26 protein-coding genes and 1 pseudogene are annotated in these 25,315 nt (G+C 70.0%); 17 read left to right on the top strand and 10 right to left on the bottom strand.

Features of this window, described 5'->3' with window-relative positions; all coding sequences use genetic code 11:
• Positions 1-951 precede the first annotated feature (951 nt).
• Positions 952-1,917, bottom strand: a complete 966-nt coding sequence (locus tag ACFC8N_RS24755) for an Lrp/AsnC family transcriptional regulator (RefSeq protein ID WP_362823319.1) — start codon at positions 1,915-1,917, stop codon at positions 952-954.
• A gap of 115 nt (positions 1,918-2,032) precedes the next feature.
• Between ACFC8N_RS24755 and ACFC8N_RS24750 the strand changes: the two genes are divergently transcribed.
• From ACFC8N_RS24750 to ACFC8N_RS24740, 3 genes are all read left to right on the top strand, one after another.
• On the top strand, positions 2,033-3,469 hold the full coding sequence (locus ACFC8N_RS24750) for an FAD-dependent monooxygenase (RefSeq protein WP_376289776.1): 1,437 nt from the start codon (positions 2,033-2,035) through the stop codon (positions 3,467-3,469).
• A gap of 650 nt (positions 3,470-4,119) precedes the next feature.
• A complete protein-coding gene (locus ACFC8N_RS24745) occupies positions 4,120-4,380 on the top strand; it encodes a response regulator transcription factor (RefSeq protein ID WP_376289774.1) in 261 nt (86 codons plus the stop codon).
• A 12-nt stretch (positions 4,381-4,392) separates the two neighbouring features.
• A complete protein-coding gene (locus tag ACFC8N_RS24740) occupies positions 4,393-4,719 on the top strand; it encodes a transposase (protein ID WP_376289772.1) in 327 nt (108 codons plus the stop codon).
• Positions 4,720-4,814: 95 nt separating this feature from the next.
• Here ACFC8N_RS24740 and ACFC8N_RS24735 read toward each other — a convergent pair whose 3' ends face one another.
• Entirely contained in the window at positions 4,815-5,486 is a 672-nt protein-coding gene (locus ACFC8N_RS24735) for a TetR/AcrR family transcriptional regulator (RefSeq protein ID WP_376289771.1), read from the bottom strand.
• Between the two features lie 70 nt (positions 5,487-5,556).
• Here ACFC8N_RS24735 and ACFC8N_RS24730 point away from each other — a divergent pair, with 70 nt between their 5' ends.
• Positions 5,557-6,450: an NADP-dependent oxidoreductase gene (locus ACFC8N_RS24730; protein WP_376289769.1), complete on the top strand. Its 894-nt coding sequence runs from the start codon at positions 5,557-5,559 to the stop codon at positions 6,448-6,450.
• A 498-nt stretch (positions 6,451-6,948) separates the two neighbouring features.
• Here the strand turns inward: ACFC8N_RS24730 and ACFC8N_RS24725 are convergent, their stop codons facing one another.
• The gene (locus tag ACFC8N_RS24725; protein ID WP_356040331.1) at positions 6,949-7,392 is read right to left on the bottom strand and encodes an MscL family protein; all 444 of its coding nucleotides are present in this window, start codon (positions 7,390-7,392) and stop codon (positions 6,949-6,951) included.
• A 680-nt stretch (positions 7,393-8,072) separates the two neighbouring features.
• On the opposite strand from ACFC8N_RS24725, the gene ACFC8N_RS24720 reads away from it, so the two are divergent.
• The gene (locus tag ACFC8N_RS24720; protein ID WP_356040333.1) at positions 8,073-8,711 is read left to right on the top strand and encodes a LysE family translocator; all 639 of its coding nucleotides are present in this window, start codon (positions 8,073-8,075) and stop codon (positions 8,709-8,711) included.
• A gap of 674 nt (positions 8,712-9,385) precedes the next feature.
• On the opposite strand, the gene ACFC8N_RS24715 is transcribed toward ACFC8N_RS24720, so the two are convergent.
• Positions 9,386-9,907, bottom strand: a complete 522-nt coding sequence (locus tag ACFC8N_RS24715) for an ATP-binding protein (RefSeq protein WP_356040336.1) — start codon at positions 9,905-9,907, stop codon at positions 9,386-9,388.
• Between the two features lie 142 nt (positions 9,908-10,049).
• Between ACFC8N_RS24715 and ACFC8N_RS24710 the strand changes: the two genes are divergently transcribed.
• From ACFC8N_RS24710 to ACFC8N_RS24685, 6 genes are all read left to right on the top strand, one after another.
• On the top strand, positions 10,050-10,196 hold the full coding sequence (locus tag ACFC8N_RS24710; protein WP_376289766.1) for a hypothetical protein: 147 nt from the start codon (positions 10,050-10,052) through the stop codon (positions 10,194-10,196).
• Positions 10,197-10,263: 67 nt separating this feature from the next.
• Positions 10,264-10,545: a hypothetical protein gene (locus ACFC8N_RS24705; protein ID WP_376289764.1), complete on the top strand. Its 282-nt coding sequence runs from the start codon at positions 10,264-10,266 to the stop codon at positions 10,543-10,545.
• A 272-nt stretch (positions 10,546-10,817) separates the two neighbouring features.
• Entirely contained in the window at positions 10,818-11,612 is a 795-nt protein-coding gene (locus tag ACFC8N_RS24700) for a GNAT family N-acetyltransferase (protein WP_376289762.1), read from the top strand.
• Positions 11,609-11,833, top strand: a complete 225-nt coding sequence (gene infA, locus ACFC8N_RS24695) for a translation initiation factor IF-1 (RefSeq protein ID WP_010981942.1) — start codon at positions 11,609-11,611, stop codon at positions 11,831-11,833. The genes ACFC8N_RS24700 and infA overlap by 4 nt, the downstream gene beginning before the upstream one ends.
• A 767-nt stretch (positions 11,834-12,600) precedes the next feature.
• Entirely contained in the window at positions 12,601-13,479 is an 879-nt protein-coding gene (locus tag ACFC8N_RS24690; RefSeq protein WP_376289760.1) for a cation:proton antiporter, read from the top strand.
• A 351-nt stretch (positions 13,480-13,830) separates the two neighbouring features.
• Entirely contained in the window at positions 13,831-14,109 is a 279-nt protein-coding gene (locus ACFC8N_RS24685; protein ID WP_362823441.1) for a hypothetical protein, read from the top strand.
• A 57-nt stretch (positions 14,110-14,166) separates the two neighbouring features.
• On the opposite strand, the gene ACFC8N_RS24680 is transcribed toward ACFC8N_RS24685, so the two are convergent.
• Together ACFC8N_RS24680 and ACFC8N_RS24675 are read right to left on the bottom strand one after the other, a co-directional pair.
• Complete coding sequence (locus tag ACFC8N_RS24680; protein ID WP_376289758.1) at positions 14,167-14,592, bottom strand: SRPBCC family protein; 426 nt, start codon at positions 14,590-14,592, stop codon at positions 14,167-14,169.
• Positions 14,593-15,777: 1,185 nt separating this feature from the next.
• Positions 15,778-16,074: a helix-turn-helix domain-containing protein gene (locus tag ACFC8N_RS24675; RefSeq protein ID WP_376289756.1), complete on the bottom strand. Its 297-nt coding sequence runs from the start codon at positions 16,072-16,074 to the stop codon at positions 15,778-15,780.
• An 87-nt stretch (positions 16,075-16,161) separates the two neighbouring features.
• Between ACFC8N_RS24675 and ACFC8N_RS24670 the strand changes: the two genes are divergently transcribed.
• The gene (locus ACFC8N_RS24670) at positions 16,162-17,379 is read left to right on the top strand and encodes an MFS transporter (protein WP_376289754.1); all 1,218 of its coding nucleotides are present in this window, start codon (positions 16,162-16,164) and stop codon (positions 17,377-17,379) included.
• A 398-nt stretch (positions 17,380-17,777) separates the two neighbouring features.
• On the opposite strand, the gene ACFC8N_RS24665 is transcribed toward ACFC8N_RS24670, so the two are convergent.
• Together ACFC8N_RS24665 and ACFC8N_RS24660 are read right to left on the bottom strand one after the other, a co-directional pair.
• On the bottom strand, positions 17,778-18,803 hold the full coding sequence (locus ACFC8N_RS24665; RefSeq protein WP_356025093.1) for an alpha/beta hydrolase-fold protein: 1,026 nt from the start codon (positions 18,801-18,803) through the stop codon (positions 17,778-17,780).
• Between the two features lie 242 nt (positions 18,804-19,045).
• Entirely contained in the window at positions 19,046-19,681 is a 636-nt protein-coding gene (locus tag ACFC8N_RS24660) for a TetR/AcrR family transcriptional regulator (RefSeq protein ID WP_362823445.1), read from the bottom strand.
• Between the two features lie 100 nt (positions 19,682-19,781).
• Here ACFC8N_RS24660 and ACFC8N_RS24655 point away from each other — a divergent pair, with 100 nt between their 5' ends.
• Positions 19,782-20,189 (top strand): nuclear transport factor 2 family protein, encoded by a 408-nt coding sequence (locus tag ACFC8N_RS24655; RefSeq protein ID WP_376289751.1) that lies wholly within the window; start codon positions 19,782-19,784, stop codon positions 20,187-20,189.
• A 102-nt stretch (positions 20,190-20,291) separates the two neighbouring features.
• On the opposite strand, the gene ACFC8N_RS24650 is transcribed toward ACFC8N_RS24655, so the two are convergent.
• Both ACFC8N_RS24650 and ACFC8N_RS24645 read right to left on the bottom strand, forming a co-directional pair.
• The gene (locus ACFC8N_RS24650) at positions 20,292-21,164 is read right to left on the bottom strand and encodes an SAM-dependent methyltransferase (protein WP_376289750.1); all 873 of its coding nucleotides are present in this window, start codon (positions 21,162-21,164) and stop codon (positions 20,292-20,294) included.
• Between the two features lie 141 nt (positions 21,165-21,305).
• Positions 21,306-22,712: pseudogene (locus tag ACFC8N_RS24645) on the bottom strand (MFS transporter).
• A gap of 362 nt (positions 22,713-23,074) precedes the next feature.
• On the opposite strand from ACFC8N_RS24645, the gene ACFC8N_RS24640 reads away from it, so the two are divergent.
• The 4 genes from ACFC8N_RS24640 to ACFC8N_RS24625 all read left to right on the top strand — a co-directional run bounded on the left by ACFC8N_RS24640 (position 23,075) and on the right by ACFC8N_RS24625 (position 25,219).
• Positions 23,075-23,488, top strand: coding sequence for a sortase-dependent protein (locus tag ACFC8N_RS24640; protein WP_376289748.1), 414 nt, complete (start codon positions 23,075-23,077; stop codon positions 23,486-23,488).
• Complete coding sequence (locus ACFC8N_RS24635) at positions 23,485-24,105, top strand: class F sortase (RefSeq protein WP_376289746.1); 621 nt, start codon at positions 23,485-23,487, stop codon at positions 24,103-24,105. Before ACFC8N_RS24640 ends, ACFC8N_RS24635 begins: the two co-directional genes overlap by 4 nt.
• A gap of 117 nt (positions 24,106-24,222) precedes the next feature.
• A complete protein-coding gene (locus tag ACFC8N_RS24630) occupies positions 24,223-24,714 on the top strand; it encodes an RNA polymerase sigma factor (protein ID WP_356025076.1) in 492 nt (163 codons plus the stop codon).
• Positions 24,698-25,219, top strand: coding sequence for a hypothetical protein (locus ACFC8N_RS24625; RefSeq protein WP_376289744.1), 522 nt, complete (start codon positions 24,698-24,700; stop codon positions 25,217-25,219). The genes ACFC8N_RS24630 and ACFC8N_RS24625 overlap by 17 nt, the downstream gene beginning before the upstream one ends.
• The last annotated feature ends 96 nt before the right edge of the window (positions 25,220-25,315 follow it).

The raw sequence follows: 25,315 nt of genomic DNA, 5'->3' as shown, positions 1-25,315 counted from the left end.
TTCGGCGTCAGTGGGCGGTAGGGAAGGCCACGGGCAGAGTGGCCGGCGGTCGGTGGAACGGACCCGCACGCCGGACGAGTTCGTCCGGCGTGCGGGCGAGGCCGAGTTCGGGGAAGGCGCCGAGGACGTGGCTGATCGCGGTCCCGGCGTCTGCAGGGTGTCATCCGCGGGCAGCGGCGACGCACCACGGTCCTCCCGGAGCCGTCGGCGCCGCGGCCGCCGGATCTGGTCGACCGCGACGTCACTGCGAGTCGGCCCGATCAGCTGTGGGTGGCCGACATGACTTGTGTCAGAACCTGGGCGGGCTGGGCGTAATCCCGCGTGATCGTCGGCTGGTAGGTCACGAACAACATGCGGACCGAACTCCCGCTCGATGCACTGGAGATGGCCCTGCGGAGACGGAGGGGTGAAACGAACTCCGGCCTTATCCATCACAATATGCATCAATTCGGTATACCGCGAGGCTGTCCGACACCGGCACCTCCGCGTCGGTCGGCTCGGTCGCGGACCGCTGTGACAACGCCATGACCGAGGCCCTCAACGGCACCTGCCGGATCCGGGTATCGGGATGACGCAGTCCTCGTGCGCGACGTACTTGTCGTCCCCCATGCCCTTGAGCGTGCGGGCCGCCACACGGGTGGGGGTAGGGCGTGATCCGGGCGCAACGGCAGCGCACCGCCGGGACGCATCAGCATCGGGTACGGCTCGTGAGGCGTGCGCGGACGCAGGGGCCACTGCCGCCGCGGCCAGGACACGACACACCCCTGGGCATGCAGATGTCCACCCCGGCCTCGTACTTCGCGACGCGACAGCACCGCAAGCAGAATCCCGAGGGTGCCCGTCCCTTCTTGAGGCCCCCGCCTGTTACAGCATTCCCGGCAGAGTCGAATTTCGTGAGCGTACGCAGCAGTGTGCCTTGCGCCATCGAAGCAGCAGGAGGCTAGCCGGTGGCTATGTCTGGTTCGCTGCCTGCTTGACGGTCCTGATCACTGGCGCCGTTTCGAGGTGTGTGATGGCTGGGAGTGAGGCGATCCGGGTGGTCAGGTACCGGTACAGCTCCTGTTGGTTCGTGCACACCACGCTCGCGTACAGGTTGGTCGGGCCGGTCGTGGCGGCGGCGAACGCGATCTCCGGATGTCCGGCCAGAGCCTGACCGGCCTTCTCCAGGTGCGCGGGGGCGACCGAGAGCCAGAGCAGGGTGCGGGCGTTCACGCCGAACATGCGCCAGTCGACGTCGATGTCGAGGTAGAGCAGGCCGTGTTCGCGCAGCTCGGTCATCCGGCGCCGGACCGTCGTCGGTGACCAGCCGGTCGCCGCGGCCAACTGCTCGAACCCGGCCCGGCCGTCGGTGGCGAGCAGGGCGAGGAGCTTGCGGTCACCGTCGTCGAGCCGCACCGGTCCCCGTCGATGTGGCATCGGGGGTGGGCGCAGTCGCTCGATCGCCTCCGCGTCCAGTGACCCGAGTTTCCCGACCAGGTTGTCCGGGCCGCCGTAGAAGGAGTGCAGCACGGAGTGCGCGGTCACGCCCTCCACGCGCGGGGTGCGGGGGAGTTTGGCCAGCAGCAGTGCCTCGCTGTCCTCCTCGCTCTCGGTACGGACCACGCAGGTGATCTCGGTGCCGCCGGAGCTGAGACTCACCCAGGATGTGTCGGGGCGTCTGGCCAGTGCCTCGGCGACCGGGAGCGACGCGGCGGGCGCACATCGCACCCGCAGGAACCACAGGATGGCACCCAGCGCGGTTGGGTCGACCCCGCCCAGGACCCGTACCGCCCCGGCCGACCGCAACCGGGCGTACCGGCGGGCGATGGTGCGATCCGACACACCGAGAACCTCGGCGATGGTGCTGAACGGGGCACGGCCGTCGATCTGCAGGGCGTGTACGAGTCGACGGTCCAGCTCGTCGTAGTCGGATTCCACCGGGCCGAGGCTATGTGGTGTCAGATACCAACGCAATCAAGTTGGTTTCTGGCTCAGGCGGTTCGGCCGATGCAGCGTTGCTTCTGTCCTGATCGACACAGCCACAGGAGAGTCCATGGACACCGATGTGCTCATCGTCGGCGCCGGCCCGACCGGAATGACGCTGGCCAACGAACTGCTGACGGCGGGGGTGCCGACCGTGCTGGTCGACAAGCTGTCGCAGCGCAGCGACCTGTCCAAGGCAGGCGGAGTGCAGTCCCGCACTCTGGAGGCGCTCGACCAACGAGGGCTGCTGGAGCCGTTGCTGGCCACCGGCGATCACCCCGTCACCACCGGCCACTTCGCCGGTGTCCCACTCCCGCTCCACTCCGAGCGGCACCGTCTGCCGTGGCGGTCCGTGCCGCAGGTGGTGATCGAGGGATTCTTCGAGCAGCACCTCGCCGCGCACGGTCTCCATGCCCGGAGGGACCACGAACTGGTCGGCCTCGCCCAGGACGACAACGGGGTCACCGCGACCTTCGCCAACGGCGTCATCCTCCGCTCCCGTTACCTCGTCGCCGCCGACGGAGCCCACAGCACCGTACGGTCGCTGCTGCGGGCCGGATTCCCCGGTCAGCCCGGTACGCTGACGATCACCGCCGCCGACGTGCGGCTGAACGGCGCCGATCCGTCCACGTCGCACACCTGGAACGAGGACGGGTACTGGGCGGCACTGTTCCCGCTCGGCACCGATCCGCAGGGCAGGCCGCTGCGCCGACTGGTCCTCGGCGGCCCTGGCCAGTCACGGCCGAGGGAGACCCCGGTCACCGAGGACGAGATCCGCCAGGGCCTGAGCACCGTGTTCGGAACGCGGGTGCACCTGCTCGAACTGCGCTACGCCCGCCGCATCACCAACGCGTCACGGCAGGTCGAGCAGTACCGGCACGGACGGGTGTTCCTGGCGGGCGATGCCGCCCATGTCCACCTTCCGCTCGGCGCGCAGGGCATGAACACCGGGATGCAGGACGCGCTCAACCTCGGTTGGAAGCTCGGCGCCGCCGTGCACGGCTGGGCACCGAAGAACCTGCTCGACACGTATCACGCGGAACGGCATCCGGCCGGGGCCGCCGTGTTGCGCAACGTCCGGGCACAGAGCCTGCTGATGGACTGGGCCGGCACCCGCGATCCGGACGTACTGGCCGCCCGGGAGATCTTCACGGCCTTGGCCCAACTGCCGGACGTCCAGCACCATCTCACCGACCTGATGTCCGGGATGGCCCTCCGCTACCCGATGCCGGGCACCGAAACCCATCCCCTCGTCGGCCGGCCCGCACCGGACCTGGACCTCGGCCCGGCCCGGGTGCACGAACTGCTGCGGTCCGGCCACGGCATCCTGCTGGACCCGGCCGACACGTTCGCCAGGGTCGCCGGCCCCTGGTCGGACCGGGTGGACCGGGTGGGCCAGGGCGCCGACACCGAGCCGATGCTCATCCGGCCGGACGGCTACGTGTGCTGGGCAGGCGCGGATGATCTCGAACAGGCGCTCGACCGCTGGTTCGGCGAGCCCTGCTGAGCCGATGTTCAGGAAGCCGGCCGTCGTGGAGAGGCTGGCGGTCATGAGTGGGCGCCGATGGCGACAACCATCGCGCTTCGGCTCAATTCCGCACCACGTGTGAGGATGATCGTGTTCCGCACGGGGGGGGCGCGCGGCCTGCCCCGGTCTCCGACTGGCCAAGGTTTCCCGAGTGCCGATCTGCCGGCCCGGCCCGGCGCGGGGCCGGACCGCCGCCGGGCCGGCGGGCGTGTCCCCAGAGGGGCCTTCGCGACAGATACTCCCCGTGGACTCCGCCACCGCCGTGCTCGGCGTCGACACTCACAAGGACGTACGCGTCGCCGCTGTCGTCAGCGTTCTCGGTGTCCTGCCTGGGCATCCAGTCCTTCCCCACCACGGCCGACGGACTTCGTCTACGCGCAACTCGCCGAGTGAGCCTGTTCGTTGGGAGTCGTCCGGCGGGCCGGGGTGGAGGGAACCGGCTCCGTAGTCGCCGAGGTGCGTTACCTCGTCCGTCGGCTCGGGGCACCCGGCGGGGAGCTGAATTGTTCGGCGTTTCCCAGAGCACCGTCGAGCGGCACGTGAAACACCAGATCCGCAGACCCCGCGCCGCGCCGACCTCGCCCAGCGCCTGGCCGACGCCATGCTGGCCCACTGGCAGCCGCCGGTGTGTGAGCAGGCCCGCCGCCAGGCTGCGACCAGCGCGGGCCTCGTCATCGAGGCCCGCGCCCGCTTCGGCTTCACCACCGCGCCCGGCACCACCGACGACGCCCGCTTGCACCACGTCCAACAACGAGATCGCCGACGCCCTGTCCCTCTCCCCGGCCACCGTCCGCACCCACGTGGGCCGGGTGATGGCGCAACTCAACGCCCGTTCCCGCGCCCAACTGGTCGTCCTGGCCGTCCGCGCCGGCCTGACGGTCGCGCTCTGAAAGGTTGTTGCGGTGGGCGTGATCGGCAGCGTGCATGTCGCAAGGCCGCGGCCGCCGACGCTAGCGGGGTGGGAGATGCTGGCGGCGATCCTGTTCGTCGCGGCCTCCGGCTGCACTTGGCGGCAGACTCCAGAGTCGTTCGGCCCGGCCTGGTCGACCGGATACCGGCGGTTCGGTGAGTGGACGTCTGTGGTGTCGGGGAAGGCCACGGCTTACCGCGCCGCAGGAGGCGCACCCCGATCATCGGACCGCTGCGGCCGCCCTCACGCCCCGCGCCCTCGGTCTGCGCGAGCGGACCGACCAGGATTTCCGCCTCGCCCGCACCGCCGGTCCCCTTGACCCGGGCACCTCCGGGACGGACTCAGGCCCGAGGCCCCTGTCTTGGGTGACGCCGGTACGGTGGTCACCGGCGAAGCCGGTCCAGGTCGGCCGGCTTACGGATCCGCTCTGCCGCTGAGGGTCGGTGAAGCGATGCCGGGCCTGGCCCGGCCCGGCATAAGCTGAGGTCCGGGCGCGCCGGCGGGGTGGGTGGAGGGGCGGGCGACGGCCCAGGCTGCCTCGATCATCGGAAAGATCTCATCGAGCGCGGTCTGCGGGTCGGCCGCCTCACGGGCCAGTGAATAGGCGTCGATCACGAACCTCGCGATCGTCCGGCAGGCCGTTGTGGACTGTGACAGGTCGGGGTCGGCGGCGATGGCCGTTGCCAGCGCCTCCGCGTGGCGAAGTCTGATCGACTCCTCGTACTCCCGCAGGGCGGGTGATGCGTCGATCATGCGCCAGATCGGGGTGGCGCTGTCCGCCGTGCAGTGCCGCACGAGCGCCTGGACCTCGCGGCGCAGCGCGGGGATGAGCGGCTCGTGGGGCGCCCGGTCGGTGACCGCCTGCGTGAGGCGTTGCTCGAAGTCTTCGTCCTGCTCGAACACCAGGGCCTCTTTCGAGGCGAAGTGGGAGAAGACCGTCGTGACGGCCACGTCGGCCTCGGCGGCCACGTCGCGGATGCCCACCGCGTCGAATCCGCGCTCCAGGAAGAGCCGCAGGGCGGTGTCGGCGATCTTCTGACGGGTTGCGGCTTTCTTGCGCTCACGGCGTCCAGGCGGCACGGTCATGGTCTGACGCTACCAGATGCAAAGTCAGAACAGATATTAAATCCTAACGGTTAGTGTTACGGTCGGTCGCATGAAGAGAGTGAGTTTCGCCGAGTTCGGCGGTCCGGACGTACTGCGGCTCCTGGATGCCGAGGAGCCCCACGCGGGCCCTGGTCAGGTACGCATCGCCGTGCGGGCGGCGGGCGTGAATCCCGTCGACTGGAGGATCCGTGAAGGCCAGATCCTGGGGGCTCATCCGGTCGAGTTGCCCTCCGGGGTCGGGCTGGACGCCTCCGGGGTGGTGGACGAGGTCGGCGAGGGCGTGGAAGGGGTCGGGGTCGGCGACCACGTGTTCGGCGAAGGCTCAAGTACCTATGCCGAGTTCGCCGTGCTGTCGGCCTGGGCCCTCATGCCCGAGGGGCTGACGTTCGAAGAGGCGGCTGGTTACCCCTCCGTGGTGGAGACCGCGCTGCGCATCATCCGCGAGGTCGGCGTACGGTCCGGGCAGACGCTGCTGGTCAGCGGTGCGTCCGGGGGAGTCGGATCGGCGGTGCTGCAGATCGCCCGCGACCGCGGCATCACGGTGATCGGCACGGCTGGGGCCGCGAACCAGGACTATCTGCGCGGTCTGGGCGCCCTCGCCACGACGTACGGCGAGGGCTGGGTCGAACGGGTGCGCCGGCTCGGACATGTCGACGCGGCTCTCGATCTGGCCGGCTCGGGCGTGATCCGGGAGCTTGTCGCGCTGACCGGGGATCCGCGGAAGGTGATCTCCATTGCCGATCTCGGTGCGCCGGCGCTCGGTGTCCGATTCTCCGGCGTCGCCGGGAGCATGCCGGAAGCGCTCTCCGAGGCCGTCGGCCTCATCTCGCGGGGCAAGCTGCACATCCCGGTCGAGAAGTCGTACCCGCTGGCCGAGGCCGCGGCGGCGCACATCGACAGCCAGTCCGGCCACACGCGCGGACGCCGGGTCCTGGTCGTCTGAGAGCCGGCCGCGCGTCGTCGTCAAGCAGGGCCCTGTGGTCCTGGCTGTTGCGCCGGGCGCCTGCCGCGTGCTGATGGGCCCGGCAGACCGTGGAGTCGATGTCGATCCACCAAATGATCAGCAGCCGCATTGGCCCGGCCCTGCAGCCTGGTCAACAGCACCAGCCAGACGCCTTCGCGCTGCCGACGGCGAAAGATCACGTAGAGAGCGGAAGAGTATGTAGAGGGGAGCTGCCGAGGCCCGTTCCCCCGGGGGAAGATCGCGCCACGGGCACCCGGCCACACCCGCCACCGGATCCCATCGATGAGCCTCGGCCCGTCCACCAGACCTATCCCGCATCACATCCGGCAGTGAAACGCCAGCACCGCTCACTGCTCGTCAGAAAGATTGCCTCGCCCCACACCGAGGCCTTCACGAGGCGGGCCGAGGCGCAAGGCCCACTTCCTCCCGACACCACGCCCGCAGGGCACGGGCTTGACGGGCGCCGCGGCCCGCGCCCTACGGGTGCTGCGCCGTGCCCGACGCAGGCTGCTCCGTGCCGCAGTACCGGCACTTGCCTGCCGCGGCGGGAATGTCCTCGGAGAGACAGGCGGGGCATGTCTTCACCGCACCGGCCTCCTTGAAGGCGGCCACACCGCGCCGGGCCTGGAACTTCTTGTACGGCACGACGATCAGGAAGTAGACGACGGCCATGAAGATGACGAAGTAGACGACCGCCGAGATGAACGACCCGATGTCGAGGAAGGTCGCCTTGTTCCCGGGCCGCCCGAGCTGCCACCCGAGCCCGAAGTTCCGGCCCCCCTGAGCCCGGGCGATGATCGGGTTGATCACGTTGTCCGTGAACGACTTGATGAGCGTGCTGAACGCCAGCGCGACGATCAGCCCGACCGCCACGACGACGATGTCGCCACGCATCAGGAAGTTCTTGAATCCCCTGAGCATCTTGTCCCTCCGCGTCGGAGTCGGCTTAACTGATCGATCGTCAGAACGCTAACCCCCCTGTGCGGTGGGCCCAGGATGCGACGCGCAGGAAGCCCGGCATCCGGTCCGAGCTGCCACTCCTTCTCTGCCTTCAGCAGCCGCCGGCTCGCGACCCGCAGCTGGGCCGACTGCTCCGCCGGACTCCGCACGCTGCTGTCTGACGGCTCCGGCCCGGACCGCACAAGCCAAGGTCGACAAGGCGCACACCTCAGACGGCGCAGCCCTGGTTCTCGCTGCGGAACACGAGCACACCGCCGCACTCGTCCGTCCTGCGCAACATCAGGTGGGGTGGCAGCAGGGGGTCCTGGTCGGCGACCAGGTCGGGCGGGGTGCCGACAAGTGCGTAGACCTCGCGCGCTGCGGCTGGCAGCGAGCAGCGAGCGTCGCCTCGGCCCGTGCCAGTTCCGCCGTAGGAGTGCCGGCGCTTTCGACCAGAGGCTCGCCCCAAGCGGCAGCGAAGCTGCGGATGAATGTCCAGGCTCGGCCGCGGTCGAAGACCCCGCCGTTCAGAGCGGGCCACGTCGAAGGTGCCACTCATGCCATGAAGGCTGTCGGCGTCCGCGAAGCACTCGCGGTCAGGGGGCGCATCCCTCGCGGGCAGGGCCTGGTATCCGGAACAGCTCCCAAGTACCGTCTCACTGGTGATATCAGCTGATCGACTGCTCGCCTTCATGCTGGCGTCCGCTGTGCTCATCGTGGTCCCGGGGCCTGGCGTGCTCTTCGTGGTGGGGCGGGCCCTGGCGCACGGTCGGCGCGTGGCGCTGGCGACGGTCCTCGGGCACGCTGCGGGCAACTACGTTGTCGCGGCATGCGTGGCTTTCGGACTCGGCACACTGCTGGAGCGGTCGGCGGCGGTGTTCGGGGTGCTCAAGGCGGTCGCCGCCGCCTATTTGGTCTGGCTGGGTGTGCAGGCGATCAGGCGACGCCGTGCGCTGACCGACACGCTCGGTGTCGCGGCAAGTCCTGGCAGCTCCCGGCAGGCGCTGCGTGAGGGGTTCGTCGTCGGCGTCACCAACCCCAAGGCGCTGATCCTCTTCGGAGCCGTTCTGCCGCAATTCGTCGACCGGGCCGGCGGTCACGTTCCCGCTCAGATGCTGCTCCTCAGCCTGGTGTCCGTCGGGATCGGCCTGACGTCCGACACCGTGTGGGGCGTGGCCGCGAGCGGCGTACGGACGTGGTTCGCCCGCTCGCCACGCCGGTACGAACTCGTGGGCGGAGCCGGGGGGCTGGCGATGATCGGGTTGGGCGTGACCGTCGCCGTGACGGGACGCAGGGACTGACCTTCCGCCGCCCGATGATTGTTGAGGACGCCTACCTGGGCGATTGGAGAAGACCGCCGGTGCCCGCCGCCCTCTGCGCGGCACGGCCAAGCACCAGCAGGCCTCCGTACGCGAGCAGTTGCTCCTGTACGCCGCCGAGCAGCAGTTCACCACGGCCGGTCCTACGGCCAACCTCGCGGTTCTGCGCACCGATCTGGAAGCGAGCCGGATTCCGACGTCTGGGCAGACCACCGCCGGGCGTGTGGTTCCAGCGTGCCGGTCAACAGATTCCGCAGCTTCCTGACGGCTCAATTCCTTGCCCTCGGCGTCCGTGACCGATGCGTGCCCATGATCGGTGCGGCCTTCGTGTCGTAAGCCTCGCCGACCGCATCGACCTCGCCGGGCCCTTGGCAGGTGTCGCAGTACGAACTCTGCCCTCTGCCAGAACACACGCCACCACCCAGGCCCACGGCCCGGGTGGTGGCCGGCCGCGTACACCCGTGGCCACGGCATCGTTGCTGCATGCGCAAGCAGGTCGGCCGTACGTCAGCAGGCGACGGGCATGGCATCGGCCCCGCCCGACGTGCGTGGGAGGCGCCCCGGCGGACAGGGAGCGCGCAGGAGCCTCGGAGCTTACATACGGGGATCCAGGAGGTCTTCGGACGTGATTCCCTGATCGGCTCGGCGGGTGGATCTCAGCTCTTGAGGGCCTGTGCGATCTGCTCGGCGGCCTGGGCCGGAGTGAGGTGGGTGGTGTCGACGACTTCGGCCTCGGCGTGCAGCCACGTGCGTGCGGCCTCTGCGTAGGGCTCAAGGTATTCGAGGCGGAAGGGAGACGGGCCCATCACGGCGTCACCCTCGATGCGCCCGCGGAGGGTGACCTGGTCGGCGTGGAGGACGAAGTGCCGTACCGGGATGGAATGTTGGGCCAGCCCTGCGCTGATCTCCCGCCAATACTGCTCGACCAGGACGGTCATGGGGATCACCAGAGTGCCGCCCGTGTAGTCGAGGACGTGGCGGGCGGTCTCGACGACGAGAGGGCGCCATGGCGGCCAGTGCTGGAAGTTGCCCGTCGCGGGCAGCCCCGGCGTGATGTCCATGAGCGTCTCGCCGACCTTCTCGGCGTCGAACACCCTGGAATCCGGGATCAGTTGCTGGACGAGTGCACTGGTCGTCGTCTTGCCCACACCGTGGGTGCCGTTGATCCATACGATCATGGGTCCCGACGCTAGCGCTGTCCGGGCCGTGAGGCCAGGCGGAGCAGCGGGTCGCCCACGGCTGCTCGGACTGTCCCTTCTCGGCGCCGGTCAGCAGCATGGTCACCAGCCGGGTTAGCCGGGGCGCGAACTCGGAGGCCGCGTGGACGAGGAGCGGGTCCTCGGCGTGGCGGCGACCAGGGCTCCCGGCGGGTTCGACGTCTGCCTGCCGCTGCTGGGCGTCCATCGCGGTCGTACCGGCTATGACGTCGACGGCTTGTCCGGGGGTCATCCCCTGGCGGGGCTGTAGCAGGTCGTAGAGCAGATCGGGGTGGGCAGACCAAGGGGATCATTCGCCTCACGAAGGGAGCTTTGCGATGTCTGCACAGACCATCGTCATCACCGGCTCCGCCGGCGGCCTTGAGGAGCTCTTCGAAATGGGCGGGAGCACCGACGACATGACGCTGGCCGCACACGAACGCGTCGTAGGCGCGATATTGCCCCGCAAACCCGACCGCGCCGAGGAGGCGATGGCGGAGCACCTTACTGAGTGGGCACCGTTGAGGGTCGACTGGAGCAGATGCGCGAGCGGCACTTCGGCGCGGCCGACGATGGCCAACCGGGAAGCCACCTGCGGCCGAGACGTCGTAGCGCCATGAGGCGGGCGCCCATGTTTCCGGCGACCAGAGCGGTCACCGGATCGACACCGTGCAGTGCCGTGTTCAGCGCCGTGACCACCCGTACGGAAAAGATTTGAGCGAGGCAGAGCCTCGCTGCTACTTTCGGGGTGGACCGTGAAGTCGTCGTATGGAGGTGAGACCCGTGAACACAGTTACCCATGGGTGCTCCCTCAACCCGTCACGGTCCGGCGGCTGACATTCGGTGTCGCCAGGAGCGCCTGAGATCGAGGCACTCCTGGGAGGAGACTCCGATGAACACGAAGCCTTTCACATCTGGTCCGGGCGAGAACGCGGTGATGATCACGCGCGTCGCGGACAGGCAATGGCACGCACTGGATGACGACCTGGTGGTCGGCCGCGGGCTTGCGGTGCGCCGGCCAGACGGACGCTTGTTCGTCAGTATCGACGCCTGGCACGACGCCACCTTCGACCGGCTCGCCGAGGCGATGCTGCCGGAGCTGCCGGCGCCGCTGTACACGGTGGTCGACGAATCCGACGTCGAGCTGACGGCCGCCTGGCAGCGAGCCGGTTTCACGATCCGGCGCCGCGAGTGGGAGTACGTTGTCCCGACCGACCCGCAGATCACAGGGCTCGAAGCAGTCCTGCCGCCTTCGGGCGTGACGATCGTGCCCGCCGGTCAGGCGGACGAGACTCTGCTGCGGGCGGTGGACCGCGCGATCCGTGACGAAGTCGAGGCGACCGACGGGTGGTGGCAGTCGATGCCCGCGGAGGTAATTCCCCGCCCCGAAGGCGACACCATCGTCGACCCGTCGAAGTACGCGGTGGCCGCGGCGCCGGACCGCTACCTGGGTCTGATCCGGGTGGTGACGGTGAACCGGCCGCGCATCGGGCTGGTCGCGGTCCGGGCCGGCGAGCAGCGCCGCGGCATCGCGCGGGCGCTGCTGGCCCACGCGCTGGGGACGCTGCACCGCTCAGGGTTCGCCGCGGCCTGGACCGAAGTCCACGAGTCCAACCAAGCAGCCTCGACGCTGTTCGAGGGCATCGGCGCCCGGCCGATGAGCAGCAACCTGGAGCTGGTGCGATGACCAAGAACAAGAACGTCATCGAAGTCGAGGGCAAGGTCGTCGAGTGCCTGCGCAGCGCCATGTTCACCGTGGAGCTGGAGAACGGCCACCAGGTGCTCGCGCACATCAGCGGGAAGATCCGCAAGAACTACATCAAGATCATGCTGGAAGACCGGGTGCTGGTGGAACTCCCGCCGTATGACCTGACGCGCGGCCGGATCGTGTTCCGGTACCGGAACTAGCGGCGGTCGGCGGCTCGGCCCCTTTGTCGGCGGCCGTTGCACCCGCTCCATACTCGTGCGGCAGCCGGGCTGGTTCCCGAATCCCTTGGGAACCAGCCCGGTTCGATGCTTCCGGGCGTGGGCGATGGCGGCTGAGGACCGCTCGGTCACTCGGCTGATCTTGGTGGCAGTAGGCGTCCTCTGCCGCCGAACCGTTGTCGCTGGGGCTGCGAAGCGCACCGGCATCCTCTGCGGCGTCCACCTCAGGCTGTTGGGGCTGGAGGGCTCCGAGCCGGGAGGATGCGGATGACGCGGAAGACGCGGGAGTGCGCGACGGCCGGGGCGCGGCGGTGGTGTTGCCGAAGTGTCCGGCCGCCTTGACGGCTTCGGCGCCGAGTTGGTGCCAGGTCGCGGCGCTGGACCAGGCCGCCGACTTGGAGGTGAGCTGAACGGGACGCCGACGAGGCGCAACCCCCGGTACGCCGAGTCCAGCCACCGGCATCGACGCCGGTTCCGTCGCTGAGCAGGAGGAGGGCCTCAAGCCGCACCGGGTGGCTGCACGGGCGATGTGCTCGGCGGCTGGGGAAACTCACGCACGGCGTTGTGATGCGGGGGAACTCTCGTCCTGGACCGGACGAATGAAAGAGGCAGTAGAAAGGGGGCGGTCTTCTCGGAGAGGGGGGAAGCAGCCGCGTAGCAATTGCCTGTCGTGATCGCTGTTCGGATTCCACTCTGCGGATGAATCCCAGCCGTTGCCCGGCATCGGCGGCGTATTCCGTGCAGCGGCTGTGGCTGTGGCTGTGGCCGTGGCCGTGGGCGAGTGCGAGTGCGACGGGTCGACTCGACGTCGCAGGCGCTTTCGGTCCGGGGTCGTCCTCGGCAGCACGCGCCACAAGCTCGGCGACGCCTCCGTCCGGCTCCAGGTCCGCGCCGTCTACGACACCGTGACCTTCCTGCTGGAGAGCGTCGTCTTCGCCCTGATCGGCCTTGAGCTCCCCTCGGCCGTCCGTCATCTCGCGCGCGACGAGCACGGCTGGCCGCTGTGGGTGCCGGTGATCGCCTTCACCCTGCTGGCGATCCGCCTGCTGTGGATCTTCCCGCTGTCCGCCCTGATCCACCACCGGCACGGGCAGGGCGACAACCGCCTGTCGTGGCGGGTCCCGGCCGTCCTGTCCTGGGCGGGCACCCGAGGCGTCATGCCGCTGGCAGCCGCGCTGTCCATCCCGCTGGCCACGCACACGGGGGCGCCGCTGCCGCACCGGGCGCTCATCCTCACGCTCACCACGGGGACCGTCGCGGTCACTCTCGTCTTCCAGGGCTTCACCCTGGCCCCCGTCGTCCGCCGCTCCGGCATCGCGCTGGAACCCGAGCACACCGCCCGCGAGGAGGCCCGGACCCGCCGGCACATCGCCCGCGCCGCTCTCGACGAGCTCAAACTGCTCGGCGATCCGGAACACCTCGCCGATCTGGGTACCAATCGATCCTCGCGCGATGCCGCACCCCCACGCCAGGTGCCGGGCGAGTACGCCTCGGCGTCGTTCTTCGTCTTCTTCGAGCAGAAGCCCGAACCCGGCCCACTGATCCGTGGAGTCCACCCTCGGCACACGAGTGGTCGGAGGCTTCAGCCGCCGCCCCACTCTGTCGTCGGTGTAGCGCTGCGGATCTGATGGAGTCCCAGGGGACTTTCAGGGGCGGGATCTGCTCTGACAGCGAGGGCCGTGTGGTGACCTGTCCGTGCTCGACCGATCGCAACGGGTACGTCCTGGTAGGCGCAGGCCGCCTGACCGGCCGGGGCGAGTCCCGCGGCGCGTCGTCCGTATGGCCTTGAGCAGCCAATCGTCGCTGAACCCGGCGGCTGCGAGAGCGCGCAACGTGATCGTCCGCTTCCTGGGGACGGAGTTCAGGCGCTGGTTCACCGTGCCACCAGGCCGGGCAGCCGCGCACGTCGGGAGGGCCGACCACAGCTCTTCGGCCCTGGGGATGGACGGTTCAGGCTCGCGACGGCCTACGGTGGAGACATGAGCGAGATCGTCGTCTACGAACTCGAAAAGCCTGCGGCACCACGCTCCTCCGCCGGACCGCCGACTGGCACGGAGCGGCACGTGCGCAAGGTGCACGCGGCGCCCGTCGCCCCGGGGACGCGCACCGCCACCGGACCGAGGACCCTGTGCGGCAAGGACACCTTCGCCATGGAGGCGGCCGACTGGAACCCCTCCGAGCACCCCGGAGCACCGTGGTACCCGGCGGAATACGCATCCGTGGTCTGCCCCGACTGCGATGCCGTGATCGAAACCTGACCGCGGCGAACGGCCGACCGACTGCCTGACGTCGCCGCGCTCACCGTCTTCCTGCCGCTACCTCCGTTCCACGTACTCCTTGAAGTGCTCCAGGTCGCCGCGGGCGAGCCGTTCGATCGCGTTCGTCTGGGCGAACCCCTTGGGCCCGCCGAAGGTGTCCCGGACGGTGTCGGGGTCGTACTCCACGCGTGCCTGGATCCGGGTGTGGTTCTGGTCGATCGGCTCAAGGGAGAAGGAACCCGTCAGCTCGGGGGCGCCCACGCTCAGCCACTCCATCACGCGCTCGCCGCGGTCGGAAACCTCAGCCTCGACCTCCCGGGCTCCGCCCCTTGTCTCGACCTCCAGAAGCGCTCGGCCTCCGGCCCCCGTGCGCGCGCTCCGCACTCCTTGCACGAAGCGTGGATAGTTCTCCACCTGGTGAATGTTCTGCCAGGCCGTATCGATCGGAACGTCGACATCGACGTGCAGTTCGAGGGTGCTCATGGCTCACCTCCACGTGCAGTTCATGACGCACGGCCTTCTGCTCACAGTGTGCGCCCCGCAGGAACCGGGAGGGAAAGGTGGGGAGCTGGAATGGGGTGTCCCGCGTCCGTACTACTTGCACTGGCACTCGACATCGTTGTCTGCAGATCCTTGGAACGGGCCGGTCGGACATCACAGCATGACGTGCTTGATCTGCGTGTCGTCCAGCAGGCCGGTGAGGGAGATCTGACGGCCGTAGCCGGCAGCAGGTGTCGCAACGGATCCGACCCACGTGAAGCACAGCAGTGATGCCCGTTCGGAGTCGTCGAAGGTCCTGTCGACCCTCGGTGGTAGGCGACTCGACGGCCACCGGTACACCTGGCGTGATGGACCGGGGCAACGCGGTTCGCAAGCTCGTCACACGCGACGCCGACGGCTTCGTACCCGTGCATACGAACAGCTCGCGGTCTCGTACCGACGCGTCGGCGATGACGCCGAGGCCTGCACAGTCCAACTCGCCAAGCAGCGCCATCGGCGGATCACTCTGCCCTGGTAGGGCCAAGCGGTGGGGCCGGCGCATGGGCGGACGGTGGCGCAGCGCCCGCCGCACCGTCTATGACCGCATGGTCTCGACCATCGATCCCGAAGCCCGGCACGTGCCGTTCGGGGAGAGGCTGCAGGCTGAGCAGGGTTGCCTCGCCGGGTTCGCAGATTGGGGAGCAGTCCGCGATCACCGTTGTGACGGGACGAGTTGTCCGGTACACGCGTGAGGTGGCTGTGTTGCGGCTCGTGATCCGGGTCGACCCGCCCGTCGTGCCGGGGATCCTGGGCACTGATCCCATCGAACGGGTGCTGGTTCTTGAGTATTTGGACGATCAACCGGGGGCTGACGACTAGGTCATCGGCTATGCCGCCGAGGCGCTGGGCCGTCTCCACGCTGCCTCCGACACCGACGACGTCGTTGCCGGGGTCGTACAGCCGAGCGTCCATGCGTGTGCGGGATGGGTGCCTCAGGGCGATGGGCTGGTGGGGCGAGCTCGGGAATCTGGGACGGCTCGCCCTGTCGCCCTGACCATGCGCGACGCGATGCTCACCCGCCGGCCCCACGCTTGAGTCAGTGCCCCGGGTCGGTGCCGTCGTCCCGGCCTGCTTGCCTGTGGTGGCCTCGTCCCGGGGGAGCGTGGTTCGGGCGTCGCAGCGACCGGTCTACGCCTTGGCGGGTCGTAGGGAGGCCGGTGTACGCCCGATGAAGTCCCGTGCCGTCCGGGTGAGATGGGCCTGGTCGGCGAAGCCCGCGGTGGCTGCGGCCAGGGCGGCAGGTCCGGCCGGCAGGCCCGTGATCGCGGCACGGAGTCGGCCCCACCTCCGCAAGCCGGCGAGCGCGATCCCCACGTCCCGCCGGACCAACGCGCGCAACCGCGCTGCCGACCCGTCCCTTGGCGCCGTGCCGACGTACCCGAGACGCTTGGAGTGGTGGAGGATGGTGCGAGGTACTCGCCGCATCCAACGTCGGCCCGAGCGTGCTGGCCCGGCGGGTGACGGTGTTCATCGGGACGTCGGAGCGGAGGCATGGTGGGCGTGAATCGGCCGATGCCCGAGTCAGGTGAAGCGGACGACCGGCAGGCGAGGATGGGGCCGTGGCGGTTCGTCGTCTGGTTCGGCACGGTCAGCCTGCTCGCGGACGCCGTGTACGAGGGCGCCCGCTCGATCACCGGGCCCCTGCTGGCCTCACTGGGCGCATCCGCCCTGGTAGTCGGCGTCGTCACCGGTGCCGGAGAAGCGGCGGCGCTGGGGCTGCGGCTGGTCTCCGGCCCGCTGGCGGACCGCACCCGCCGCTTCTGGGGCCTGGCGATCGCCGGGTACGCCCTGACGGTCGTCTCGGTCCCGCTGCTGGGCGTGGCCGGGGTGCTGTGGGCCGCGTGCGTGCTGGTCGTCGCCGAGCGCGTCGGCAAGGCCGTGCGCTCACCCGCGAAGGACACCATGCTCTCGCACGCCACCGCCGCCACCGGACGGGGCCGCGGCTTCGCCGTGCACGAGGCGCTGGACCAGATCGGCGCCATCTCCGGCCCGCTGCTGGTGGCAGGCGTGCTCGCGCTCACCGGCAACGACTACGGCCCCGCACTCGGCGTCCTCGCCGCCCCCGGGATCGCCGTCCTGCTGCTGCTCTTCTGGCTGCGGGCCCGGGTACCGGACCCGGAGGCCTACGAACGCGAGGTGACCGCTTCGGTACCCGCGGAACCCAGTGCACCGGACGTGCAGGGCGGGCGGTTGCCGCGGACGTTCTGGACGTACGCCGCCTTCACGGCGGCCACCACGACCGGCTTCGCCACCTTCGGCGTGCTCTCCTACCACCTGGTTCAGCGCCACCTGCTGACCCCTGCCTGGGTGCCGGTGCTCTACGCGGCGGCGATGGCGGTGGACGCCGTCTCGGCGCTGGCCACGGGGTGGCTCTACGACCGGTACGGTCCGCGTGTGCTCGTCGCCCTGCCGGTGCTGACCGCGGGCGTGGTGGCACTGGCGTTCACGAGTACGGTCGCGATCGCCGTGGCCGGTTCGCTGCTGTGGGGCGCGGCCATGGGCATCCAGGAGTCCACCCTGCGCGCCACGGTCGCCGACCTGGTGCCCAGCGGGCGGCGGGCGACCGCGTACGGCCTCTTCGCCGGGGTGGTCGGCGTGGCGAGCCTGGCCGGCGGCGCACTGATCGGCGGGCTGTACGGCTACTCGATCCCCGTCCTGATCACGGTCGTCGTCGCCATCCAGGTGCTGGCCGGGGTGTTGCTGGCCGTCACAGGGGTCGGCCGACGCTGAGACCAGGCGCGCCGTCGGCCGGACTGGGGGGCAGGCCAGTTCAGTGCATCCCGACTCAGCTTGACGTGGGGTCGCACTACGGTGTGCGCCATGGGGAGAGAGCCCGGACGCGCGGCTCCCGGACCGCCGTAGGGGTGGCGCTGTTGTGGCGGCTCGATCTGAATGTCCGCACCGCGTCGATCGCGGATGACCGGCACGACGACGCGGGGAATCCGGTGGCGCTTGCCCGTGCAGACGCGGCCACGGGCTCTTCGGCCTGCGCCCCACCGTCGTCACCCCGCTGTCCGAAACACCGGCCTGCACACTCGCGCAACTGCGAGCCCGCTTCCGTTACATGACGGCGGCCCGGCAGATGACCTCTGACAGCTGCCGAAATGCCACAGTGCGGCACCCCGGGCTCAGGAGGACGGTGTGGGGCCCTCCATCTGCTCGCTGATCCATTGCGTGGGTCCCTCCATCTGCTTCAGGTAGGTGGCGCCGTTGTGGGTGCCGTTCGGTATCTCCCACAGTCTGGTGTGGACCGGGCCCTTTCCGTAGGTGGTCATGAAGTTCTTGATGGCGTTGATGGTCGCGGGGTTCTCCCTCGTGCCGACCTGGAACGCGACGTAGACGTCCGGTCCCTTGGCGGCCGTCAGCCGTTTGGCCAGCACCTTGGGGTTGTTCTCCCGCATCTCCTTCTCGTGGCCTCGCCACAGCGGGGAGTCAGGGACGATGTCAGGGCCGTTGGCGATGGCGGTCTTGAACTTGTCGGGGTGCTTCAGGACGGCCTTCAGGCTCGCGAAGCCACCGGTGGAGGAACCCATGTAACTCCAGCCCGCACGATCCTTGATGGTGCGGAAGTTGGCCTTCATCAGGTCCGGGACGTCCTCCGTCAGCCATGTGCCCATCTTCGGCTGGTTGGGTATGTCACTGGCGTCCCAGTAGATGCCGTGGGTGTCCGGTCCCGGATTGAGGATCGGCATGGCCAGCAGGAAGGGCTTGCTCCTGCCCTCTTCGTACCACTTGGAGATGCTCTTCTCCAGGGAGAGCCGGTCCGGGCCGAACTCGCCCACCGACCAGTAATTGCTGTCGTTGCCGGGGCCGCCGGGCAGGGCGATCATGACAGGGAAGCCGCTCGTGGCGAACTTCGCGTCCTGGTACTCCTTGGGCGCCCAGACCCACACCTTGCCCTTGAACCCGGACTTGGGTCCGTCCAGGGTGACGACGCTGACGTGGGTGCCGTCGCTGAGGGTCTTGACGTTCCTGAACTCGGCCTTGGGGCCTGTCGGCATCAGCGTCTTGGAGTCGGCGGCCTTGGCGCTCCTCCCGTGCTTCGCGCTGCCGGCCTGGTCGTAGTTGACGGGGTCGCCCTTGTCCGTGAACGGCGGGATCTCGTAGTGGCTCATCACCTGCCAGGCGACCAGTCCGAGCGTGGCCACGGACACCGCCGCGACGATCCAACGGCGGGCACGGGACGCGCGGCGCCGGCCACGGGACCGGTGGGCTCCGGCGGGTCGGTTTCTCATCTTGCGGCTCCGGCTGGTACTGCCCCAAAGGGGGCAAGAAGGTCAGTTCCGTCCCAGCTAGATGGGCGTCCCGGGCCAGAGGTTGCTCCATCAAGCCGTCCAGCAGGTCTTTGATACGAAACTACGACAACCGGACCGAGGTGTGATCGAGACGCTCCGCCCTATTCGTGGACGGACGTCGCCGAGTTCGCGCCGGGGGCCGGGTCCGGGGCCGGGGTTGAAGGAGCGGCCTGCCCGGAGTCGCACAACTCGGCGACGAGGCCACGTGCGTAGTCCTCGTTCGTTTCCGGAATCGAGAACACGACCCGGAAATAGAGGGGCGCGACCACGCGGTCCAGCACCCGCTCCAGCGGGGGTGTTCCCTCGCCCCGTCGGGCCGCGGCCTCCAGGGCGGCGTGGAACCGGGTGCTGACCCGTTCCAGGCACTCGCGCAATCCGGCTCGTCGCTCATCCACGTCCGGTGCCACTTCGGCACGGAAGAACGCCACGCCTCCCGGGCGGGACAGGTCGGTGAGCGTCCACACGGCGGCCCGTTCGAGGTCCTTGCGTAGATCACCGAGCAGCTCCGGCGTCCCCTCGTCCTGGTGCTGGGCGGCCACGTCCGCCAGGAGGGCGGAAGTTGTCCCCCAGCGGCGGTAGACGGAGCTGGGGTTGACGCCGGCGCGGCGCGCCACCGCTGGGATGGTCACCTTCTCGGTTCCGAGTTCCTGCACCAGTTCCACCGTCGCCCGGTGCACGGCGGCGCGTACACGGGCGCTCCGGCCTCCTGGGCGGCTGTCTTTGCTTTTGGCGGGCATTCCCTCATCTTAAAGCAATGAATTGCGCTTTAGTGGCCGGTCTGCCTAGAGTGCTTAAAGCGGAGATCACCGCTTTAAGCGTCTACCTGAGGAGAGCCCAATGCCCCGGTACGAGGTTCAGCACCAGCTCGGCAGGACGTTCCACGCCTGTCTCGCCGCCCGTGACTGGGAGGGCATCCGGGCCCTGCTCACCGACGACGTCACCTGGACACTCCCCGGCGACAACGCCGTCTCCGGTACGGCGGACGGCGCCGAGGCGGTCGTGGAACGGGCGAAGAAGATCGCCTCCTACGGTCTCGACTTCGAACTGCTGCACATCCTGGTCAGTCCCGAGAACATGGCCCTGTCCCTGCACAACACCGCCCGCCGGGGCGAGGTCCGGTTGGATGAGTACCTCTCCACCGTCTGCCGCCTTCGCGATGGCAAGATCGCGAGCATCGAGACCTACCTGTCCGACGTTCCCGGCATGGACGCATTCTTCGTCTTGGGTACACCGAACGGCAAGTAGCCCTTTCAGGCGGCGGCTCCCGCCGCCTGAAAGGTGGGGGGCCGTCGGGGCTTCCTGTGCGTGCGGCACGAGGCATTGGACTGCCGACCTGTTGACGCTGTGTCAGGGCCTGGCTGGGGTCGTGGTGCGGCGGGCGTGGAAGAGGCCCCAGCGCAGTAGCCGACGGCGGGTGATGTCTGTCCACAGGGGCAGGTTGGCCAGGAGATCGTCGAGGTAGGCGGGGCTGATGGTGCCGCGCAGCTCGGGTGTGCGGCGGCGCATCTCTTCCTCAAGGCGTGCGTAGTGAGTGGCCAGGTCCGGGGTGCGGTCTTCGAAGTCCGCTGGCAGGCCGAGTCTGGACAGACTCTGTCGGTAGAACGACGGCGTTGCCAGACTCTGCACGCCGAGGCGGGACAGCGCGGGCCGCAGGGCCTGGGCCGGTGCCTTCTCGTCCGCCATGATGTCCGAGAAGACGAGCGCTCCGCCCGGTCTGAGCACCCGCACCGCTTCGCCCAGAGCGCCGTCGCGGTCCGCCACATGGCAGAGGACTTCCAGGGACCAGACCACGTCGAAGCGTCCTGCCTCGTAGGGCAGATGGTTGAGCGAGCCTGTGACGACCTCGATCAGGCCGTCCAGGCCGCGTCGGGCGTTGGCCGCGCGATGGCGCCGGTTGTGCGCCTCGCTGAGGTCGAGGGCCACCACCCGGCAGCCGAAGCGCTCGGCGAGCGCGCGGGCTGAGCCGCCGTACCCGGAGCCGAGGTCGAGTACGGTGGCATCCGAGCCGAGCAGGTCCGAGACCTGGTCGGCTGCGTGCTCCACGGTGCGGTGCGAGGCGTCGGCGATCGCCTCCTGCGCGTCGGCGTACACACCGACGTGGATGTCCTCGCCGCCCCAGACAGCGTCGTAGAAGGCGTCGACGTCACTGCTCTCGTAGTAGTGGCGGGTCGATTCCTCGTGGTCCGGTGTGCTGCTGTCACCCTTGGCGGTATCGCTCATGGCGGCTGGATTCCCTGCATCGACAAGGGCGATGCGCACTGCTTGTAAATCGCCGGTGATTATCCGTCATCCGTGTGTCAGTGGTGCAGCAGCGCAGGGATGGAAGCCCAGGAGCTCACGTCTCACTCATACCCTGGCCGCCTACGGTGCGACCTCCTCCAGGCTGCGCCCGCTCGTCTCCTTAGCCCCGGCCGCTGCCGTCAGCGAGCCGACCAGGGCGAGGGCGGCCAGCGTCACGAAGACCGTGCCGATCGCATCGCCCGCGTACACGGCTCCCACCACGATCGGGCCGAGGACGATACCCAGGCGGTTCATGGCGCCGCCCACGCTGGTGCCCAACGCCCTGATCCGTGTGGGGAAGAGTTCCGGTGTGCAGAGGTAGAGACAGATGTTGCAGCCGAAGACGAAGACTGCCGCCAGGGACGTCCAGACCAGGACGCCGACCGACGTGCCGGCGGCCGACAGGCCGAGGAGGAGCAGGCAGAGGGCCGCGGCTGCGAGGCACCGGACCACCGTGTTGCGGCGGCCGACCCGGTCGACGGTGAGGGCGACGATCAGGCAGCCGAGCAGGCCCGCGCAGCTCGTCACCGTCGAGTAGAGGAGGGCGGTCGACAGGCCGAGGTGGAAGCGGGTTCCGTAGACGGTCGGAAGCCAGGACGTGATGCCGTAGTTCACGAAATGGCCGGTGAACCAGAGGAGCCCGACGACGAGCATCCGCTTGCGCTACCTGCCGCTGAGCAGCTCACGCAGACCGCCCTTGCCCTGGTGCGGCGTCACGGACGGGGCAGGGGTCGGTTCCGGCAGCGGGGCGCCGGTGAGCTTCTCGACCGCGGCCTCGATGGACGCCATCGTGGCAAGAGCCTGCTCGTGCCTGCCGTGGTCGGCGAGCCAGCGTGGTGATTCCGGTACGTAGCGGACGACGGCGAGGCACACGACGGCGGGCAGGGCCGCGAGGCCGAACATCCAGCGCCGGCCGAGCGTCGGCACCAGCCAGTAGGCGACGAGCGCACCGGCGGTGAGGCCGGCCGGGAAGACCAGTTCGAAGAGGAGCACGAAGCGGCCGCGCTGGTGGGCACGGGTGATCTCCGCGATGAAGGTGGCGGCGATCGGCACCTCACCGCCGGTGGCCATGCCCTGGACGAAGCGGATCGCCATGAACGGTTCGGGCGAGGTGCAGAGCGTCAGTGCCAGATTGCAGAGGCTGGCCAGCGCGATGCAGCCCGCGATGACCTTGACCCGGCCGATCCGGTCGGCGAGCCGGCCCGACACCAGCGCACCGACGAGCATGCCGACCGAGCCGACGGTCATCAGGGCGGTGGCGTGATCGGTGTCGAGGCTCCACTCGGTGCGCAGTTGGGGGAGTGCGTACGCGATCAGGAGCTGGTCGAAGGCCTCGAAGAAGGCGGCGGTGCCGACGATGAGCCGGACCATCACCTGCCAGCGGCACAGCGGCAGGCGTTCGAAGCGGGCGCCGATGTCTGCTGCCGGCGCGGATGCGTCGCCGTCGCCTGGTCGATCTGTGGCGGCGCGGTGTGCGTCGATCGTCATGGATGGCCTCCGGATCCGTACGGCGGTCGGGGGACGGGACCGTACGGGAGGGTTCGGGCCGCGAGGGCACGACGGTGTCCGTGCGCCGGGGCGGCTGTGAGAGCGGGGACGGGGGACGGCGGGCCGGGACGAGGGCCGTGCGGGCTGCGAGGTGCTGGTGTGCCGATCACGGCCGCCCCGCCGCCCCGCGCCCTCATCCCGGTCCGCCTCGTCCCCGCCATGCGACGGCGCCCGGCTGCGAAGGTCCGCACGACTTTGCCGATCCTTTACAACCTGGGTTGATCCTGTCTCGTCTCTCCGCTCGATCCGTCACGCAGCCCGCCCGGCCACCCGCCGGGCCGGCCGACGAAAGAGAGCGATTCATGCGCCGAACAGTCCTCAGCGCCACCGCAGCCGCGGGCGTCGCCGTGCTGGCGAGCACGGTGCCCGCGTTCGCCCACGGGACGAGCGCGTCCCCGACGCCGCGTCCCTCCGCCACCTCCGTGCCGTCGCCCCGGCCGAGCGTGCCGGGCAGCGCGGAGCCGAGCGCGGTACCCACCCGGGAGCCGAGCCGGGCGGCCACCCCCGTGCCGAGCGTCGTGCCGAGCTCCGTGCCGAGCGAGGGACGCGGCCAGGTCGGCGTCGTACCGAGTGGTGCTCCCGACACCGGCGTGACCACCGGCTCCAACGGCTCCGGTTCCAACGGCATGCTGATCGGCGGCGGTGCCGCCGGCGCCCTCGCGGTGGGCGGCGCGGCGGTCTTCCTCGTGCGCCGCCGACGGGCGACCGGGGCATGACTGACCTCTCCAGGCGCGCGTTCGTCACCGCGGTACTCGCCGCGCTGCTCGTGAGCTGTGCCGGCCACGGCGGCGAGGGGGTGCGGGCCGGCCGCCCCACCGGCACGCACGTGTCCGCCGGGTCCTTTGCGGACCCGGCGAACGCGCCGCACCCGCTGGGCCGTTCGGTCCCGGTGCGGCTGCGGATCCCCGGGATCGGCGTCGACACCCCGGTCATGCGACTCGGGCTGGCGCAGGACGGCAGCGTGCAGGTGCCCCCGGTCACCGCGCACGACCGGGCGGGCTGGTACCAGCACTCCCCGACGCCGGGCCAGACCGGTCCGTCGGTGATCCTCGGCCATGTCACGGTCGGCGCCCACGGGGACGGCGTCTTCCGCCACCTCGACCGGCTGCGCCGGGGCGACGGGATCACGGTGCGCCTGGAGAACGGCAGATCGGCCGGGTTCACCGTCACCTCCGTACGGACCGTCGCCAAGGCCGACTTTCCGACGAAGGCGGTCTACGGCGACGTCGACCGGCCCGAGCTGCGGCTCATCACGTGCGGCGGACCCCGCACCGGCAACGGCTATCTCGACAACGTGATCGTCTTCGCCGCGCTGAGCACCACGAGCCACTGACCGGCCGCCGCCCGCCCCGATCCCGGGCCGATGGAACGTACGCCGTCGGTCCGGGGTCTTTCCCCACGGGCGCCCCGCCCCGGGCGCGACGAGGGCCCTCACCCCCTATGGAGAGCGTTGAAACGGTCCCGCGAGAAGGCGGCAGCAGAGCTGTTCGCCGCTCTCTACCCGCGCCTGGCCGGCTGGTGCCGCCGTCTGGTCGACGACGACGAGACCGCCCACGAGATCGCCTCGGAGGCGTTCACCCGCCTCTGGGCCCGCTGGACGTCCGTGTCAGAGCCCCGGGGGTTCCTCTACGTCACGGCCGCCAACATCGTCCGGGACCACTGGCGCCGCCTGGAGCGCGAGCGCAAGGCCATGCGCCGCGCCACCGTCGAGGAATCCGTCCGCCCGCCCACCGAGCAGACCGACCCCTCGGTCCGCCTGCTCGTCCAGGCGCTCCCCGAACGACTGCGCATACCGACCCTTCTGCACTACTACGCTGACTTGCCGATCCGGGAGGTGGCCGTGCTGACCGGGCGCAAGGAAGGAACCGTCAAGGCCGACCTGCACGCGGCCCGCGAACTGCTCCGCGCCCACCTGAGGAGAAGCCTTGATCACATTCAATGACGACGGGCCGGACTCCGAACCCGACGACCCCCTCGCCCTCATCATGCGCCCGCCCTCCGAGCACCTCGCCCCGCCCCCCGGCCGGTACGAGGAGATCCGCCGTGGCGCCGCCCGCCGCCGCATCCTGCGCGCAGCCGTCACAACCGGCGTCACCTGCACGGTCGCCGCCCTCCTCGCCCTACCCCTGCTGCACACCACCCACCAGGCCCCCGCCTCCCCGACGGCCCCCCTCGCCCCGCCCCCCGCGACCAGCCCCACGGCCCCGCCGACTCCGGCCGAGTCGGGTCCCGTGAGTGCCACCCCTCGCCCCAGCCCCCGCCCCTCGACGGATACGACGGCTATTCCCACCCGCCCCCCGGCCACCACCGCCACGCCCTCAGCCGCCCCCTCCACAACCCTGACAGAACACCGGCCCTCGACCCCCACCCCACCCTCGCGCACGGTGGAGCCGTCGGCCGACCCGGCGCGTTCCGCGACCCCCTCCGCGGCCGGTACCCGCCCGTGACCCCGGGGACCTGCCCCTGCTGCGGTCCCTGCGGCGGCTGAGCGCGCGGCCGTGCCCGGCGTCGACGCGGCCCTCGCCACGCTCGACGATCGACGC

This window comes from Streptomyces sp. NPDC055966 (assembly GCF_042269865.1).
Taxonomy (GTDB): domain Bacteria; phylum Actinomycetota; class Actinomycetes; order Streptomycetales; family Streptomycetaceae; genus Streptomyces.
The sequence above is the reverse complement of the archived record's forward strand: the minus strand, read 5'-3'. Positions and strand labels throughout refer to the sequence as shown.